The sequence below is a fragment of the Lysobacter sp. HA18 genome (assembly GCF_054057595.1).
Window position 1 is genome coordinate 661,166 of sequence record NZ_JBSRZL010000001.1, and the last position, 17,252, is coordinate 678,417.

Sequence of the window (17,252 nt, forward strand, 5' to 3'; positions counted from 1 at the left end):
TGCTCCCATGATGCCGGGCCGCGAATTATCTTTCGCGGCCTCGGCACTTGTGGGATTTGCGGATGGCATCCATTGAACCGGTCGCGCCCGACACGCTCCAGTCGGGAATCGCGGGGCTCGACATCGTTCTCGGCGGCGGCTTCACGCCCAGCCGCCTGTACCTCATCGAAGGTGTGCCCGGCTCGGGCAAGACCACGCTCGCCATGCAGTTCCTGCTGGAAGGCGTGCGGCGTGGCGAGCGCGTGCTTTACGTCACGCTGTCGGAAACCGAGCAGGAGCTGCGCGAGATCGCGGCCTCGCACGGGTGGTCGCTGGAGGGCGTGACGATTCACGAACTCGCGCCCACGCACGACAACCTCGACCCCGACTCGCACTACACGATGTTCCACCCGTCCGAGGTGGAGCTCGGCGACACCACGCAGCGCATTCTCGACCGCGTACGCGACGTGCGCCCGACGCGCATGGTGTTCGACTCGCTGGCCGAGTTGCGCCTGCTGGCGGGCTCGCCGTTGCGCTACCGGCGCCAGGTGCTCGCGCTCAAGCAGTATTTCGTCGGCCAGAACTGCACGGTTCTGTTGCTGGATGACAGCGCAGTCGCCGAGCACGGCCTGCACGTGCACACGCTGGTGCACGGCACGATCTCGCTGGACCAGATGAATCCCGAATACGGCGGGGACCGCCGGCGCCTGCGCGTCACCAAGTTCCGCGGCCGACGCTTCGCCAGTGGCTTCCACGACTACCAGATCACCACCGGAGGCCTGCGCGTGTATCCGCGCATCATCGCCGCGCAGCATCGTCGCGACATCGACCAGGATTCGGTGTCGACCGGTTCTGCCGAGCTCGACCTGTTGCTCGGCGACGGCCTGCATCGCGGCACCAGCACGCTGGTGATCGGCGCCGCTGGCACCGGCAAATCCTCGCTGGCGACGGCCTGTGCGCTCGCGGCGTCCCGGCGTGGCGAACGCGCGGCGGTGTTCACCTTCGACGAGACCGTGCGTTCCTTCCTCACGCGTTCGCGCGGCATCGGCCTCGACGTCGAGAGCGCCATGCAAGACGGCAGCCTGATGATCGACTCGATCGATCCGGCGGAGTTGTCGCCCGGCGAGTTCGCGCATCGCATTCGCGACGCCGTGGTGCACGGTCAGGTCACCACGGTGATTATCGACAGCCTGAACGGCTATCTCAGCGCCATGCCGGAAGAGCGCTTCGTGCTCGTCCAGCTTCACGAGCTTCTCGCCTTCCTCGCGCACCATGGCGTCGTCACGCTGCTCATCAGCGCGCAGCAGGGATTGATCGGCCAGATGCAGAACGCACTCGACGTCAGCTACCTGGCCGACGCCGTCATCCTGCTGCGCTATTTCGAGACGCGCGGCGAAGTGCGACAGGCGATCTCCGTGCTCAAGAAGCGCACCGGCGGGCACGAACGAACCATAAGGCCCATGACCATCAGCAACGACGGCATTTCGATCGGCCCCCCGCTGCGGCAATTCCGCGGCGTGCTCACCGGCGTGCCCTACGAACGCGAAGACGAACCGGGACCGACGCGATGATGGCCTCGGCCATCGACGACGAGCTTGCCGCCCGGTTGCTGCTGTTGCTGCCGACCCAGCGCGACTGCGTGCTGACGTCGGAGGTGCTCGCGCGCGATGCCATCCGCACGCACGCCTGTTCGTCCCCATCCGAGCTCGAGCGTGAGCTGCAGCGCGGCGCGGGCGGTGTGTTCGTCTGCGAAGAGCTGCTCGCCGCCGGCGCGCACGCGGTGATCGCGCGCGCGGTCGAGCGCCAGCCGACGTGGTCGGATCTTCCGGTGCTGATCCTTGCGCGCGACGGCAGCGATTCGCGCCATGTCTCCGATGCGCTGGCCGAACTCGGCAACGTGATGCTGCTCGAGCGCCCGCTGCGCTTGGCCGCGCTGTCGAGCAACGTGCGCACCGCGCTGCGTGCGCGCGAACGCCAGTACCAGATCCGCCGCCACCTCGAGGAAATCGGTGCTGCGCGCGACGCGCTGACCGAGAGCGCGCGTCGCAAGGACCAGTTTCTCGCCATGCTCGGCCACGAGCTGCGCAATCCGCTGGCGCCGGTGCGCAATGCGGTGCACCTGTTGATGGCGGACGAGCGCCTGCCCGACGACGACGTCGCGCTGTGCGGAATGATGAAGCGTCAGGTCGACCACATGGTGCGGCTGGTCGACGATCTCATCGACGTCTCGCGCATCTCGCGCGGCACCATCGCGCTCAAGCGCGAACGCGTGGATCTGGCGACGGTGCTGCAGCACGCGATCGACCAGAGCCGTCCGCTCGTGGAATCCGGGCGCCATCGCCTGGAAGCATCACTGGGCGACGACCGCGTCGAGATCGACGCCGACCCTGTGCGCGTCACCCAGGTGTTCGGCAACCTGCTCAACAACGCGGCGAAGTACGCGGAGCCGGGTGGGCACATCGCGGTGAGCGTCGAGCGCGACCAGGCCAACGTGCGCGTGCGCGTGCGTGATCGAGGCATCGGCATCGAGCCGGAAATGCTGCCGCACGTGTTCGAACTGTTCACGCAGGGCCGTCGCGAACGCCATCGCGCGCACGACGGTCTGGGCATCGGCCTGACGCTGGTGCGCAATCTCGTCGAAATGCATGGCGGCACCGTCGAAGCGCACAGCGAAGGGCGCGGGCGCGGCGCGGAATTCGTGGTGACGTTGCCGGTCGCGACCGCCAAAGCCTCGCACGTGATCGCACCGGTGCTGCGTCGCGCACGCGATCAGGATCGCCCAGTGGCGCGCGTGCTTGTGGTCGACGACAACGTCGATGCGGCCGAATCGATGGGCATGGTGCTGGAACTGCTCGGCCTCGAGCATCGCGTGGTGTTCGACGGCCAGTCCGCGATCGATTCGATGGCGGAGTTCCATCCCGACGTGGTGCTGCTCGACATCGGCATGCCCGGAATGGACGGCTGCGAGGTGGCGCAGCGCATCCGCGCGCAGCGCGAGTTCGACGACGTGCAACTCGTCGCGCTCACCGGATGGAGCCAGACGCAGGACCGCGAGCGCACGCGCGCCGCGGGCATCGACCATCACCTCAGCAAGCCGGTCGACATCGGTGCGCTGCAGGCACTGCTCGATGCGGCGCCCGCCGCCTACACACATGCACCGCGCGCGGCCGCGGTGCATGCATCGCCGCGCGCCTGATCAGCCCGCGGAGCGGGCGTCCTTCAGCGCGGACTGCACCGCTTCGCGAACGACATCGACCACGTTGCGCGCTGCGCCGTCGACATCCGGAAGATTGCCGAGCATGTCTTCGAACAGCCGTGCGCGGTCGATGCCGGTCTGCTTGGACACCGCATCCGTCGCCGCGAGGATGACCACCGCAACGCCGACCGACATTTCGCCGAGCGCCTGACCCACGGCCTGCGCGACTGCGCCGGCGAGTTCGTTCTGTTCCATCGTCGTCTCCTCGCGGCTCATCCGCGGCTGTGTCCGGCGGTGATACACGACGATGCCGCGAGCGACCGTGACGGTGCCCGCGGCGGAGTTGGTCAACGATGGTTCGGAGCGATCAGCCGCCGCTGGAGTCGGCGAGCGCGGCCTTTGCAGATGCGCGCGGCGGCGCGGGCAAGGTCGTGGCAGACGTGCTGGCCTGCGCGGCGGTCGGCTTGTGGCTGTTCGCAGCCTGTTCCTGTGCGGCGCGGGTGAGTTCAGCCATAACCGCACCGAACGGGCTCTTGGGCTTGGACTTCGCGACGGACGCCGGTGCATCCGCATTGCTCAAGGCGACAGCGGCGGTCGTCGACTGCGCATGTACGCACATCGGGGCGATGAAAGCCACGAGGGCAACGGACAGGATGCGGCGCATGGCAGACCTCGGGTACGGCGGCTTCGATGGCGGTGAGGGTAGGGGCCGCTTCCGGCGTCACGCGTGAAATCGAACGTATCGTTTCGTACATCGCGCGCGTCGTAACGGAACAAGTCAGCGACGTGCACGCCCGGTGACGCCGCAAAGAAAACGCCCGGCTTTCGCCGGGCGTTTCGTATCACCACACCTTGACCCGTTTTTCGGGCGCCAGGTACAGCGCCTGCCCGGGTTTGACGTCGAACGCCGTGTACCAGTCGTCGTTGTTGCGCACCGTCTGCGCGCGGTAGCGGCCGGGCGAATGCACGTCGGTCAGCACTGCGTTGCGCATCGCTTCGTCGCGCGCCTTGCCACGCCAGGCCTGCGCGAAACCCAGGAAGAAGCGCTGGTCGGCAGTGAAGCCTTCGAGCGTCTGCGGCTGCTTGCTCTGCAGCGACAGGTGGTACGCATCGAGCGCGGTCGCGAGGCCGGCGACGTCGGCGATGTTCTCACCGAGGTTGAGCTTGCCGTTGATGGCGAGGTCGGGGAACGGCTTGTACGCGCTGAACTGCGCGGCCAGCGCCTGGCCCGCGGCATCGAACTTGGCGAAGTCCGCCGGCGTCCACCAGTTGTGCAGCTTGCCCTCGGCGTCGAACAGCGCGCCGGTGTTGTCGAACGAGTGGCTGATCTCGTGGCCGATGACCGAACCGATCGCGCCGTAGTTCACCGCGTCGTCGGCATTCGGATCGAAGAACGGCGGCTGCAGTATGGCCGCCGGGAAGATCAGGCGGTTTTCCAGCGGGATGTTCACCGCGTTGATCGTCTGCGGCGTCATGTACCACTCGTCGTGCGTGACCTTCGCGCTCAGCTTGGCGAGCTCACGCTGGTAGTCGAACGCTTCGGCGCGTTCGGCATTGCCGATGGCGTCGTCGGGTTTCACGGTGAGCGCGCCGTAATCGCGCCACGTATCCGGATACGCCACCGCCACCTGCAGGCGATTGACCTTGTCCTTCGCCGCGGCCTTGGTTTCCGGGCTCATCCACGCGAGCGCGTCGATGCGCTTGCCGAACGCGGCGACGATGTTCTTGACCATCGTTTCGGCGCGTTCCTTCGTCTTCGGGTCGACGTAGCGCTTGACGTATTCGTGGCCGACCGCTTCGCCGAGCACGTTGCTTGTGGTCGACACCGCGCGCTTCCAGCGATCGCGCTGCTGCGGCGTGCCGTTGAGCGTGTGGCCGTAGAACGCGAACGACTCGTCGGCGAACGCCTTGGGCAGGTAGGACGACGCGCGATCGATCGCGTGGAAGGTCAGGTAATCCTTCCAGGTGTCGATGGATTCGCTGCCCGCGAGCTTGGCGATGCCGGTGATGGCTTCCGGCTGCCAGACGATGAAGTCCTTCTGGCTGCCGAGCTGCGCGGCCTGCATGAAGGTCGTCCAGTCGATGCCGGGCGCCTTCTTCGCGAAGTCATCGGGCGTCCAGACGTTCTGCGAGCCGCGCTGCACGTCGTTGGTCTGCTCCTGCGTGGCCTGCACGCGCGCGATCGACGTTTCCAGCGCGACGATGCGCTGCGCCTTCGCCGCCGAATCCGCGATGCCGGCGAGGTCGAGCATCTTCTGCACGTGCGCCTGGTACGCCGTCTTCGTGGCCGCGCTCTTCGGGTCGAGGTAATAGCTGCGATCGGGCATGCCGAGGCCGCCCTGCAGGAAGTAGGGCACGTTGCGCGACGGATCGTGGATGTCCTGGTTGATCCAGACGCCGAACGGGCGGTCGGTGTAGTAGTCGGTGTTGTTGAGCAGGTCGACGTCGGCGCGCAGCAGCGAGCCGAACTCGCGCGACAGCGTGGTGCGGTCGTTGATCGCCGCGATCGCATCCAGCGCCGGCTTCAGCGGCGCGGTGCCCTTGGCCTCGATGCCGGCCTCGTCCATGAACGCGGTGTAGTAATCGCCGATGCGGCGCAGGTCGCCGCTGGCGGACTTGTCCTTGGCCGCGCCTTCGATCAGGTCGCGCACCTGCTTTTCGGTGTCCAGCGAGATCTGCGTGAAGCTGTTGAAGCTCGAACGGTCGGCCGGGATTTCGACCGTCTTCATCCATCCGCCGTTGGCGTAGGCATAGAAGTCGTCACCGGGCGCGACGGAGCGGTCCATGCCCGCGGTGTCGAAACCGAAGGTGCCGAGAACGGGTTTGGTCGGCGCCGTGGCGGCCTTCGGTGCGGAGGCCGCGGGTGCGGGCGTCGCCTGCCTGTTGCAGGCGGCGAGGCCGGTAACGAGCGCGGCGGAGACGGTGACGGCGAGCAGGCTGCGGGGCAACGTTCGCATGGGGTGATCCGGTGGAGGGATCACCCGAGCGTACCCGCTTCCCGCGGACGGCTACATGTACCGGTCGTCCGGGTTCAGCGCTGGCTGATGATGAAGCTGCCGAACGACACGCCGAGTTCGACGCCTTCGCCAGCGCCCGAAAGCGCGAGCGACACGGGGCCCTTGGTCACCACCTGCGCCTTGCCCGCCTTGCCGGCCGCGGCATTGGCCTCGGCCGTGGCGTAGCCGCCGAGCGTGTCGCGGATGTTGTTGACGCCGGCGAACTTGCCGGTGCCGGTGACCTTCGACTTGCCGAACGTCAGCCCGCCGCCCTTGGCTTCGATCTTCACCGGAATCGACTTGCCGTTGTTGCACGAAACCGTGCCCGAGCCTTCCGAGTGCTTGTAGATCGCACTCCATCCCGTCATCGAGAACTTCAGCTTGCACGACAGTTCGCCGGCCGACGCAGGAAGTGCGGCCAGCGAGAGGACGGCGGCGACGATCAGGCTTCGTGCGTTCATGGCAGGGGTTCGCGATCGGAAGGAGCCCGGAGTATTGCGCGACACCGCTGAAGGCCGCGCATTCTTGCTGCACTGCACGATGTGACGCACTGCCGATCGTTGCGTCGGGCACACGCGCTGCAGCCGCTCGTGACCGTACGATCGGGGGCTTCACGCCACTGGATCGACCGAATGTCCCGACCCGCCCGTCGTCTGCTCCCCCTGATGTGCGCCGCAGTACTTGCCACGTCGCCCGCGTTCGCCCAGACCATTCCGCTGACCAGTGCGCAGGTGCCGATCCCGGCCGACACTGCGTATCCGGGCACCGTGTCGATCGCGGTCGATGCCACCGACCTCGCACGCCGCATCGTGCGCGTGCGCGAAACGATTCCCGCGCAGCCCGGCCCGCTCACGCTGCTGTATCCGCAGTGGCTGCCCGGCAACCACAGCCCGTCCGGCCCGATCGACAAGCTCGCCGGCATCAACTTCACCGCGAACGGCCAGAAGCTCACGTGGTCGCGCGATCCGCTCGACGTCTACGCGTTCCACATCGACGTGCCGGCGGGCGCGACGTCGGTCAACGCGGAATACCAGTACCTCACGCCGACCGACAACGCGCAGGGTCGGATCGTGATGACGCCGAACATGATGAACCTGCAGTGGAATGCGCTGGTGCTGTATCCAGCCGGCCACTACGCGAGCCGCATCGACACGTCGGCGACCGTGAAATACCCGGCGGGTTTCACCGCGGCCACCGCGCTCGATGTCGCGAGCAGCAACGGCGACACCACCGTCTACCGCAACGTGCCGCTCGACATCCTGATCGACTCGCCGATCTACGCGGGTCGCTACTCGAAGGTGATCGACCTTGCGCCGGGCGCGCACGTCCCGGTGCGTCTGAACGTATTCGCCGATGCACCGAAGTACCTCGAAACCACGCCGGCGCAGCTCGATGCGCATCGTCGCCTCGTCACGCAGGCCGTGAAGCTCTACGGCGCGCAGCACTACGACCATTACGATTTCCTGTTCTCGCTGTCGGACCAGATGGGCGGCAATGGCCTTGAGCATCACCGCTCCAGCGAGGACGGCGAGGACACCGGCTACTTCACCGACTACGACCCGAAGGCCGGCTTTAGCGACCTGCTCGCGCACGAGTACACGCATTCGTGGAACGGCAAGTACCGTCGTCCCGCCGACCTGTGGACGCCGAACTACAACGTGCCGATGCAGGACTCGCTGCTGTGGGTCTATGAAGGCCAGACGCAGTACTGGGGCAACGTGCTCACCGGTCGTGCCGGTCTTCGCAGCAAGCAGGCCGCGTTCGATGCACTCGCGCTCACCGCGGCGACGTACGCCGAAAACCGTCCCGGCCTGAGCTGGCGCGCGGTGCAAGACACCACGAACGATCCGATCATTTCGCAGCGTCGTCCGAAGTCTTATCGCAACTACCAGCTGTCCGAGGATTACTACTCCGCCGGCCAGATGGTGTGGCTGGAAGCCGACGCACGCATCCGCGCCAAGACCGGCGGCAAGAAGTCGCTGGACGATTTCGCGCGCGCGTTCTTTGGCGTGAAGGACGGCGAGTGGAAGGTCGAGAACACCTACACCTTCGACGACGTCGTCAAGACGCTCGACGGCGTGGTGCATGACGACTGGGCGACCTTCCTGCGCGATCGCCTCGACGGCCGCGTGCCGCTGACCGGCGGCCTCGAAGCCGCGGGCTGGAAGCTGGTGTTCAAGGACGAGCCGAACGACGTCGCCAAGTCGTACGCGAAGGACAAGAACGCCGGCGCCGACTTCGTGTATTCGCTGGGCCTTTCGATCGGCAAGGACGGCAAGGTGTCCGAGGTGCGCTGGGACAGCCCCGCGTTCAATGCCGGCATCGGCAGCGGCATGACCATCGTCGCCGTGAACGATCGCGAATACAGCAAGGATGCGCTCAGTGAAGCGGTGAAGGCGGCGAAGGACGACAAGGCGCCGATCCGCCTGATGGTGAAGTCGTTCGACCGGTACCAGACGATTCCGGTCGACTACCACGGCGGCCTGCGTTATCCGCACCTCGAGCGCGTCGAGGGCAAGCCCGACCTGCTGTCGTCGATCTACGCCGCACGCTGACGCAAAACCTCGCCGCGTGCGGTTCGCCGCACGCGGTCAGAGGCGCTGGATCGATCCGTTCGCATCGCTGCAGGCGTCGACCGAACCGTCGTCGCCTGCAATGCCGGTGATTCGCACGCGGTCGCCGACCTTGAGTTCGCCCGCCGTGCCGAGCCCGCGGCCCTTGCACAGGTTCCACCGCGCCGGAAGCGACACGCGCACGCTGCGCGTTCCCGCATCGACGGTGAGCGTGCCGCTGCCGTCGTAAGCCCAAGGCGCCGTGTCGATCGCGGTAACGCGACCTTCGATCGCATTCGGCGACGAAGCGGGCGTGGCGACATGCGCGCAGGCCGCAAGCGAAAGCGCCGCAACCGCGGCGACTGCAACATTCAATCGGGACATCGGCATCATCCAGGCGGCAATGTCGCAAGACTAGCGCGTGCGCGAAGGCCGCTGGATCGCCTGGAGTTCACGCTGCATCCGTAGCCTGCATCGCGACCCGGGCGATCAGCGCATGAACGACACCAGCGAAGAACGCAAGAACGAAGGCGAGGCCGACACCGGCGAAGCGGCGTCGCAGCTCACCGAGAAGGAAGAGCGCGACGTCGAGAAGAAACAGTCGCCGACGGCGCATGTGCTGCACGAAACCATCCGTCGCGCCGGCGACCGCGAACTCGAGCGCAATGCATCGGCACTGCTGTGGTCGTCGATCGCGGCCGGGCTGTCGATGGGGTTCTCGCTGCTCGCACCGGCGCTGATGCACGCACGCATCGGCGACACGCCGGCGACGCCGCTGCTGGTCGCCTTCGCCTACTCGATCGGCTTCATGCTCGTCATCCTCGGCAAGCAGCAGCTGTTCACCGAGAACACGCTGACCGCCGTGCTGCCGGTGATGACGAAGCCGGAACTCGGCAACGTCGGCCGCCTGCTGCGGCTATGGGGGCTGGTGTTCGTCGGCAACATGATCGGCGTCGCCGTGTTCGCGTTCGCGCTGGCACGGCTGGACATCACCGACGTCGATACCCAGACCGCGATGGTGCGGATGGGCGCGAAGCTGATGGGCCTGGCGCCGGGGCAGATGTTCGCGCGCGGCATCTTCGCGGGCTGGTTGATCGCGATCCTGGTGTGGTTGCTGCCCGCGGCCGAGCATTCCAAGGTGGTGCTGATCGCGCTGATCACCGGCCTGATCAGCTTCGCCGACATGACGCACATCATCGCGGGCTCGGCGGAAGCGCTGTATCTCGTGTTCGCGCACATCACGCCGTTCACCGACGTGGCGATGCGCTTCATGCTGCCGACGCTCGCCGGCAACGTCGTCGGCGGCAGCCTGATCTTCGCGCTGATCAGCCACGCACAGGTGCGGAGCGATACGAAGGAGTAGGGCGGCTCCGATTCGCCGCGGTTCTCGAAGCGAATTCCTACGTCGCGAACAGCTGCCCGTCGATGTCAGCGAACGCCTTGAACTCGACCGCATTGCCCGACGGATCGAGGAAGAACATCGTCGCCTGCTCACCGGGCTGGCCGACGAAGCGGATATGCGGCTCGATCACGAAGTCGATGCCGGCACCGCGCAGGCGGTCGGCGAGCGCGGTCCAGTCGTCCATCTCCAGCACCACGCCGAAATGCGGCACCGGCACGTCATGCCCGTCGACCGCATTGCCGCCGGCGACACGCGGCGCCATGCCGTCGACCTGATGGCAGACCAGTTGATGCCCGTAGAGATCGAAGTCGACCCAACGGTCGGCGCTGCGGCCTTCCGCGCAACCGAGCACGCCTCCGTAGAACGCACGCGCGGCCGTGACGTCGTGCACCGGAATTGCGAGATGGAAGGGCGTCAGGCGTCGCTTACTCACATCACCACCGCAAGGTTGAAGCGCGCGCCGTCGGTGGCACGCGGCCGCAGGAAGTCGAGCAGGCCCTGCAGTTCCTCGCGCACCGCGATGCGCGCTTTCGGGTCCAGCGTCGCCTCGCTGTCGAGCGCGGCGTCGAGGCCTTCGAACAGCAGCAATGCGCTCTCGGCTTCGCACCAGACGCCGGACGCCAGCATCGCGGCGTTCGAATCGTCATCGGGCAGATCGAGTTCGCCGAAGTTGAAGCGCAGGTCGGTGGTATCGACCATCCCGTCCAGACGCGGCAGGCCGAGCCGGTGCGCGAGCGCATCCAGTGCATGACGGTGGCGGTACAGCGCGAGACGGTCGGCGCCTTCGCAGTCCAGCGCGCCATTGCGCGCGACGTGCGCCCAGAACACCATGGCCATTGGGGGTCCCTCACCCTGCGGTCGACGGCGGATGCTCGCACGGCCGCGGGCGGGTCGGTCAGTCCGGTCGTCGGGCCGGCGCGGCGTCCTTTGCGGCGGTCAGCACCGCGTCGGCGCGCATGTAGACCGCTTCCGGCGATTCGTCCGGCGAGGCGGCCCGCGCGAAGCCCAGCAGTACGCGCGTGCCGAGCTCGCGCTCGATCACCTCGAAGCGCGAGCGCAGCCCGTTGAGCGCGGCCTCCGGTGTGTCGCCGTGCAGGAGCGCGACGAATTCGCCGCTGCCGGTCACGCGATCGATGCTGTCCTCGGGTGCAAGCACCGAATGCAGCACGCGGTCCGCTTCCTGCAGTGTGCGTTCGACGGTGCGATCGCCCTGCAGTGCGACCACATGCGCGAAGTCCTGCAGCTGGAAGATCGCGATGGAGTAGGGACGCAGCACGGTGTCCGACGCGGAGGCCGCGGCCGCAACTCGTGCCGCGGGTTCCAGCCGTACCGCGCGCTCGAGCTGGCGTTCGCGGCGCGTGCCTTCCATCAGGTTCATGGTCAGCCGCGCAAGCGATTCGAGCGCGGCACGCTGCGTGTCGTCGAGTTCGCGCGGCTCGTGGTCGATCACGCACACCGCGCCCACCGCGGCGCCGCCCGGCGTCACCAGCGGCATGCCGGCGTAGAAGCGCAGGCCCAGATCGCCGGTGACCAGCGGATTGTTGGCGAAGCGCGGGTCGGCCTCGGCGTCGCGCACTTCCATCAGGCGGTCGGGCTGCCGGATCGCGTGGTCGCAGAACGCGATGTCGCGCGGCATCGCGATGGTGTCGAGGCCCTTGCGCGCCTTGAACCACTGGCGGTCGCGGTCGATCAGCGAGATCAATGCGATCGGTGCACCGCAGAGCATCGATGCGAGCCGCGCGATGTCGTCATATGCCGCGTCCGGCAGGCTGTCGACGATGCGATAGAGGTCGACTTCGCGCTGGCGCTGGGCTTCGTTCGGCATGGAGGCGGTGGCTGCGGCGGGGCCTGCACGTTACGACAACGGCGCCGCTCCGTCGTCGCGAGCATGAACGAACGCCCGGGTCGTCCGTCTGGATTCACGTGCCAGCGACCGCCACCGCGAAGGATGGAAATCCCCAAGCCGCAGCAGTCCGCCATGCGATCGATGCACGTCCTCCGCCCCCTCGTCTCCGCGCTGTCCGCTGCGTTGCTCGCCGCGTGTTCGGTATCGCCCGCGCCGTCGACCGACACGCAGCCCGCCGCCGCGCCGGCTGCACCGGCTGCCACCACCGCACCCGCTGCACCGGGTACCGCCATGCCGCCGGGCATGCAGGACGCACAGTCCGGCGCGCCGACCACCGCGACCATGCCGGTCGCTCCCGGCACGGGCGCCGACGCGACCACCGCACCCGCCGCCCCGCAGATCGTTCCCGCCGCCGCCGACGCGAAGCTCGCGAAGGACGACCCGCTGCGCGCGCAGGTGCTGCTGGAACGCGCGTTCTTCTCGCCCGGCGAAATCGACGGCGCGAAGGGCTCGAACATGCAGCGCGCGGTCAAGGCCTACCAGGGTGCGCACGACCTCAAGGCCAGCGGCACGCTCGACACGGCCACGTGGGATCTGCTCAACAAGGACACCGCACCGATCCTTATCGACTACACGCTCACCGCCGACGACCTCGCCGGCCCGTTCGCGAAGACGCCGAAGTCGCCGATGGACATGGCCAAGATGGACGCCATGCCGTACGAAACGGCGCTCGAGAAGGTCGCCGAGAAGTTCCACATGGCGCCGGCGTTGCTGAAGAAGCTCAACCCGAACGTCGACTTCGCGGCGTTGGACACCACGTCCGACACCACCGGCAAGGCCGATGCGTCGTCGACCACTAAGACCGACACCAAGACCGACGCGAAGACCGACGCATCGAAGACGGCGTCGACCACGTCATCGACTGCGACCACCGGCAAGACCGCGCCCACCGCAGGTACGGCGATCACCGTGTTGAACGTTTCCGCGGGCGAGCAGTTCCCGGCGCCGGCGAAGATCGTCGTCGACAAGTCCGACTCCGCGCTTCTGCTCGTCGATGCCAGCGACAAGACGCTGGGCCAGTTCCCGGTCACCAGCGGTAGCGCCCAGTTCCCGCTGCCGATCGGCGACTGGAAGGTCACCAATGTGCAGCAGAACCCCGTTTGGCATTTCGATCCGAAGCTGATCGCGGGCAGCAAGAAGACCGACAAGGAAGCGGACGTGAAGCCGGGCCCGAACAATCCGGTCGGGATCGTCTGGGTCGGCCTGACCAAGGAGCACTACGGCATCCACGGCACGCCCCATCCGGATCGCATCGGCAAGACCGAATCGAACGGCTGCATCCGCATGACCAACTGGAGCGTGCAGGCGCTGTCGAAGGTGGTCTCGCAGGGCATGCAGGTCACGATGCGCGAGTGACGTTACGCGCGGCCCGTCGTTCGCGACGGGCCGCGTCAGGCGCGTTTGTAATCCTGCTTCGATCCGCGCACGACGATGTGTCTTGCGCCGACTTCGACCACCGCATCCCACGGCACGAACAGCGCGTCGGGCTCCTGCCAGCCCAGGCGTTCGAACAGGCCGAGCCGCCCGCACAGCAGGAAGTCGACGCCGCGCGTTTCGTACGTCGGCTCGGTTTCCGCGGCGCCATTGCTGCGGATCTCGAACACGTGACCCAGGCGGCTGCCATCCTCGCCGCGCACGGCGATGCCTTCCAGATGCGTGAGCTTCGTGAACTTGAACGACGTGCTCATGCCGCGCCCCGTTCGCTGCCCGGAATCTTGCCGATCTTGAGTCCGAGCTTGCGATCCATCGTCGCCAGCCCGTACTGCGCACGCCGACATTTCAGGCGGATGTGCTCGCCGACGCGCGAAACCTCCGTCCACGGCACGCGCACGCAACGCGTTCCGAACACATGCGGCAGCAGCCGTGCGAACAGCGATGGCGTGCGCGGGATCCATGCACCCGGCCCGATCAGCAGCGCGGTGATGCGCAGCGGTTCGCCGGATCCGCCTTCCACTTCGATGTCGTCGACGATGCCGCACATCCAGTCGTCCGCATCGATCACCGCGTGGTCGAGCACCTGGCGGTAAACGTCGATGTAGGGCTCGCGCCCGAGGTGATGCTTCATCCCTGGCCTCCATGCGTCATGACCAGCAGTGGAATTGCCGCGACCGCCGCGATGCAGACGATCACGAAGTAGGCCCAGCCCAGCGCGTTCGACAGCCAGCCATTGCGATACACGCCCATGGTGTCGGGGTCGCGCGAGATCGCCATCATCGGGAAGTAGGTGAGCGGCAGGATCACCACCGAGAACACGATCGAATACTCGACCACCTGGATCGGATCGACGCCCGTCAGCACGATCGCGGTCGCCACCGCGAACACGATGATCCATGCCAGCGCGAAGCGCGGTGCGCCGCGCGGTGTGCGGTACTTGCCCCAGGTCCAGCCGAAGAACTGCGCGATGTTGTACGCCGACGACATGGCAGTCTCGATGCCCGCGCCGGCGAACGCGAAGAACATGCCGCCCACCGCCAGCCACAGCCCCGCGCGGCCGAACACGCTGGCCGCACTCATGGCCGCGGTGCCCGGCAATCCCGGCTCGACCTGTGCATGCGCGAGATAGAGCTTGCCGATGATCAGCAGCGACGCCGACAGCAGTGAGCCCAGCGCGAAGCCGACGATCACGATGAACCGGTTGAGCCGGATGTACTTCGGCGTCCAGTGGTCCTCGACCACGCCCGACGCATAGAAATACGTTTCGTACGGCAGCATCACCGAGCTGAAGAGCGAGACCGCGTAGTACGCGTAGAGCAACTTGCGATCGGGCGGCAGCGCGGGAATCGACGGCACCAGGCCCTGCGCGACGGCGTGCCAGTCCGGATGCATCTTCCACGCAGCGACGAGGAACACCGTCATCATCAGGCCGAAGAGGCCGAACACGCGTTCGATGGTTTCGAACTTCAGGAACCACACGACGAGCACGAGGAACGCGAACGCGACCAGCAGCATCGGCCGGTAGGGCCAGCCCGCGAGCAGGTTCCACACCAGCGCGATTGCGCCGATTTCCGCCGCGGTGGTGAGCAGGCAGACCAATGTCGCCGACACCAGCGTCAGCAGGCCGAGGCGGATGCCCGCACGCTCGCGGATCACGTTGAACACGCCCTGGCCGCGGACGGCTGCGATGCGCCCGGCGATCTCGCCGTAGACCATGATGCCGACGGTGCCAAGCGCGACGATCCACAGCAGCGAATAGCTGAATCGGCTGCCCGCGTTGAGCATGAAGGTGAGCTCGCCGATCTCGACGAAGCCACCCATCGCGGTGAGCACGCCGAGGAACAGCTCGAGGAACATCGCCATCGCTCAGCCTCCGGGCTTGATGCGGTGGTCGAGCGCGTCCAGCGAGTTCGCGACCGTCGCGAACGCCTGCGCATCGGCGTCGGGCGCGGCCGCATCGCGGGCGAGTGCGTCGAGCTTCGACGTCAGCAGCGTCGCCAGTCCGAGCGCTTCGTGTCGCTGCGGTTCGCGCAACGCGTCGCCGGGCTTGCCGTCGATGTCGTCACGCACGCGTTCGACATTCGTACGGATCTGCTGCGCGTGGCGGCGGATGAATCCCGGCGCGAGGTGATCCTTCGACGCCTGTTCCATCAGCAGCTCGGCTTCGGCGGCGTTCGAGCGCAGGTCACCGACCTTGATCGACAAGGTGTCGGCGTCGAACGGCCGATGCAGCCGCACCACGAGCACGGCCGTGATCGCCGCCGCGCTGCCGAGCAGAACGATCGCCTGCCACCACGCGGCGCGTCGGGATTTAGGCTGCACGGGCACCTCCGGCCGCCACCGTAGAAAAGCGGCAGTGAAGGGGCTGTCGGGCGGCGGCATCCCGCCATCGCGCCGACCGCCTAGACTGTCGGCCCGCGTATTTCCGACCGATCCCATGCGCCCATCGTTCGCCCCGTTGTTCCTCGCCCTCGCTCTCGCCGGCTGCCAGCAACAGGCCGTGCGCGCCGATGGACCCATCGCGCCGGCCGCGGCCGTCGCCGCAGCGCCGGGCGTCCCCGCCGACGACAACCTCAACGCCGTGCTGTGGATGCAGACATCGGACGAATACCGCGCGAACTCGCTACAGACGTATCGCGCCGCCGCACGCGAACTCGATCGCGCGCTGGAGGATCGCAACTGGGATGCGCTCGATCCCGCCGAACGCGGCAATCCTGCGCGCGGCCTGCCGCCGGCGGTGATCTTCGACGTCGACGAAACCGTGCTCGACAACTCGCCCTACCAGGCGCGACTGGTGCAGTCGGGCGGTGAGTACAACGAAGCGCTGTGGGGCGAATGGGTGAACGAACGCAAGGCGACGGCCGTCCCCGGCGTGCTCGAATTCGCGAAGGCCGCGCAGGCCCGCGGCGTCACGTTGTTCTTCATCTCCAATCGCGCCGCGGACATGAAGGACGCGACGATCGCGAACCTGCGCAGCGCCGGGCTCACGGTGAAGGACGATTCGTTCCTCGGCCTCGGTACCGTCGTGCCCGATTGCGAGCAGGACGGAAGCGACAAGAACTGTCGTCGCCAGCTGATCGGCCGCAAGTACCGCGTGCTGATGCAGTTCGGCGACCAGCTCGGCGATTTCGCGCAGGTCGCGCCGAATACGCCTGCCAATCGCGACGCTATCTACGACGCGCATCGCGACTGGTTCGGCGAACGCTGGTGGGTGTTGTCGAACCCGACCTACGGCTCGTGGGAACCGGCGCTGTTCGACAACGACTACAAGGCATCCCGCGATGCACGCCGGGCCTCGAAGCGCGAGGCGTTGCGCGTCGCACATTGATGCACGTGAACTGCACCCGCGTCATCGCGCGAGCGCAGTTCAAGGCTGTTGCGTACGAAACAGACGGCGCGGAGTGATCCGCGCCGTCCTGGTTGCACCGGTATATCGATCAGCGGTTGTTGCCGCCGCGCCCGCCCTGGTTGCCGCCCTGATTTCCACCCTGGTTGCCGCCACCACCGTGGCTGGCTTCGCCGCCCTTGCGCCCTGCTTCGCGTGCTTCTTCCGACGTGAATTCGTGTGCGTTGCCACTGCGATGCGCCGCGCGACCGCCTTCGGACGCGATCTCGCGCTGCTCGTCGCGATCCATCGACGCGAAGCCGCGTCCGCTGCCCTGACCGCCCTGATTACCGCCCTGGTTACCACCCTGATTGTTCGCCATGTTCGATTCCTCTCGTAAGTAAGTGGATCGTGCGGGACGTGGTTGACGCCCGCGGCCAGTGTCGTGGCGATGGCGTAAGT

The 17,252-nt window shown here is 67.2% G+C and carries 19 protein-coding genes; 6 read left to right on the plus strand and 13 right to left on the minus strand.

The features are described 5' to 3' along the window. Positions 1–62: 62 nt before the first annotated feature. A complete protein-coding gene (locus tag ACVWWW_RS03290; RefSeq protein WP_036143212.1) occupies positions 63–1,550 on the plus strand; it encodes an ATPase domain-containing protein in 1,488 nt (495 codons plus the stop codon). Further along, positions 1,550–3,175, plus strand: a complete 1,626-nt coding sequence (locus ACVWWW_RS03295; RefSeq protein WP_081672289.1) for an ATP-binding response regulator — start codon at positions 1,550–1,552, stop codon at positions 3,173–3,175. Before ACVWWW_RS03290 ends, ACVWWW_RS03295 begins: the two co-directional genes overlap by 1 nt. Here the strand turns inward: ACVWWW_RS03295 and ACVWWW_RS03300 are convergent, their stop codons facing one another. The 4 genes from ACVWWW_RS03300 to ACVWWW_RS03315 form a co-directional block, all read right to left on the minus strand. Then, a complete protein-coding gene (locus ACVWWW_RS03300) occupies positions 3,176–3,526 on the minus strand; it encodes a hypothetical protein (RefSeq protein WP_155914439.1) in 351 nt (116 codons plus the stop codon). A gap of 16 nt (positions 3,527–3,542) precedes the next feature. Further along, the gene (locus ACVWWW_RS03305; RefSeq protein WP_027083894.1) at positions 3,543–3,839 is read right to left on the minus strand and encodes a hypothetical protein; all 297 of its coding nucleotides are present in this window, start codon (positions 3,837–3,839) and stop codon (positions 3,543–3,545) included. 178 nt (positions 3,840–4,017) lie between these two features. Beyond that, positions 4,018–6,132, minus strand: a complete 2,115-nt coding sequence (locus tag ACVWWW_RS03310; RefSeq protein WP_027083893.1) for a M13 family metallopeptidase — start codon at positions 6,130–6,132, stop codon at positions 4,018–4,020. A 74-nt stretch (positions 6,133–6,206) separates the two neighbouring features. Further along, positions 6,207–6,632 (minus strand): hypothetical protein, encoded by a 426-nt coding sequence (locus ACVWWW_RS03315; protein WP_027083892.1) that lies wholly within the window; start codon positions 6,630–6,632, stop codon positions 6,207–6,209. A gap of 171 nt (positions 6,633–6,803) precedes the next feature. Here ACVWWW_RS03315 and ACVWWW_RS03320 point away from each other — a divergent pair, with 171 nt between their 5' ends. Beyond that, entirely contained in the window at positions 6,804–8,726 is a 1,923-nt protein-coding gene (locus ACVWWW_RS03320; protein WP_036143210.1) for a M61 family metallopeptidase, read from the plus strand. 36 nt (positions 8,727–8,762) lie between these two features. Here ACVWWW_RS03320 and ACVWWW_RS03325 read toward each other — a convergent pair whose 3' ends face one another. Then, positions 8,763–9,107: a hypothetical protein gene (locus ACVWWW_RS03325; protein ID WP_155914438.1), complete on the minus strand. Its 345-nt coding sequence runs from the start codon at positions 9,105–9,107 to the stop codon at positions 8,763–8,765. Between the two features lie 112 nt (positions 9,108–9,219). Here ACVWWW_RS03325 and ACVWWW_RS03330 point away from each other — a divergent pair, with 112 nt between their 5' ends. Next, positions 9,220–10,086 (plus strand): formate/nitrite transporter family protein, encoded by an 867-nt coding sequence (locus ACVWWW_RS03330; protein ID WP_036143417.1) that lies wholly within the window; start codon positions 9,220–9,222, stop codon positions 10,084–10,086. Positions 10,087–10,123: 37 nt separating this feature from the next. On the opposite strand, the gene ACVWWW_RS03335 is transcribed toward ACVWWW_RS03330, so the two are convergent. From ACVWWW_RS03335 to ACVWWW_RS03345, 3 genes are read right to left on the minus strand one after another with little or no spacing between them, the layout of a single operon-like run. Then, positions 10,124–10,558, minus strand: coding sequence for a VOC family protein (locus tag ACVWWW_RS03335; protein WP_027083890.1), 435 nt, complete (start codon positions 10,556–10,558; stop codon positions 10,124–10,126). Then, positions 10,555–10,962 (minus strand): hypothetical protein, encoded by a 408-nt coding sequence (locus ACVWWW_RS03340; RefSeq protein WP_027083889.1) that lies wholly within the window; start codon positions 10,960–10,962, stop codon positions 10,555–10,557. Before ACVWWW_RS03340 ends, ACVWWW_RS03335 begins: the two co-directional genes overlap by 4 nt. A 58-nt stretch (positions 10,963–11,020) precedes the next feature. Next, entirely contained in the window at positions 11,021–11,950 is a 930-nt protein-coding gene (locus tag ACVWWW_RS03345; protein WP_027083888.1) for a GAF domain-containing protein, read from the minus strand. Between the two features lie 153 nt (positions 11,951–12,103). On the opposite strand from ACVWWW_RS03345, the gene ACVWWW_RS03350 reads away from it, so the two are divergent. Then, on the plus strand, positions 12,104–13,387 hold the full coding sequence (locus tag ACVWWW_RS03350) for a L,D-transpeptidase family protein (RefSeq protein ID WP_196804419.1): 1,284 nt from the start codon (positions 12,104–12,106) through the stop codon (positions 13,385–13,387). 35 nt (positions 13,388–13,422) lie between these two features. Here ACVWWW_RS03350 and ACVWWW_RS03355 read toward each other — a convergent pair whose 3' ends face one another. From ACVWWW_RS03355 to ACVWWW_RS03370, 4 genes are read right to left on the minus strand one after another with little or no spacing between them, the layout of a single operon-like run. Then, the gene (locus ACVWWW_RS03355) at positions 13,423–13,719 is read right to left on the minus strand and encodes a hypothetical protein (protein WP_027083887.1); all 297 of its coding nucleotides are present in this window, start codon (positions 13,717–13,719) and stop codon (positions 13,423–13,425) included. After that, a complete protein-coding gene (locus ACVWWW_RS03360) occupies positions 13,716–14,096 on the minus strand; it encodes a hypothetical protein (RefSeq protein WP_027083886.1) in 381 nt (126 codons plus the stop codon). Before ACVWWW_RS03360 ends, ACVWWW_RS03355 begins: the two co-directional genes overlap by 4 nt. Further along, positions 14,093–15,328, minus strand: coding sequence for a divalent metal cation transporter (locus tag ACVWWW_RS03365; RefSeq protein ID WP_027083885.1), 1,236 nt, complete (start codon positions 15,326–15,328; stop codon positions 14,093–14,095). The genes ACVWWW_RS03360 and ACVWWW_RS03365 overlap by 4 nt, the downstream gene beginning before the upstream one ends. Positions 15,329–15,331: 3 nt before the next feature. After that, the gene (locus ACVWWW_RS03370; RefSeq protein ID WP_155914437.1) at positions 15,332–15,787 is read right to left on the minus strand and encodes a hypothetical protein; all 456 of its coding nucleotides are present in this window, start codon (positions 15,785–15,787) and stop codon (positions 15,332–15,334) included. Between the two features lie 115 nt (positions 15,788–15,902). Between ACVWWW_RS03370 and ACVWWW_RS03375 the strand changes: the two genes are divergently transcribed. Further along, positions 15,903–16,793 carry an HAD family acid phosphatase gene (locus ACVWWW_RS03375; RefSeq protein ID WP_027083883.1) on the plus strand — a complete coding sequence of 297 codons (891 nt, stop codon included), beginning with the start codon at positions 15,903–15,905 and terminating at the stop codon, positions 16,791–16,793. Between the two features lie 109 nt (positions 16,794–16,902). Here the strand turns inward: ACVWWW_RS03375 and ACVWWW_RS03380 are convergent, their stop codons facing one another. Then, entirely contained in the window at positions 16,903–17,172 is a 270-nt protein-coding gene (locus ACVWWW_RS03380; protein WP_027083882.1) for a KGG domain-containing protein, read from the minus strand. Between the last annotated feature and the right edge of the window lie 80 nt (positions 17,173–17,252).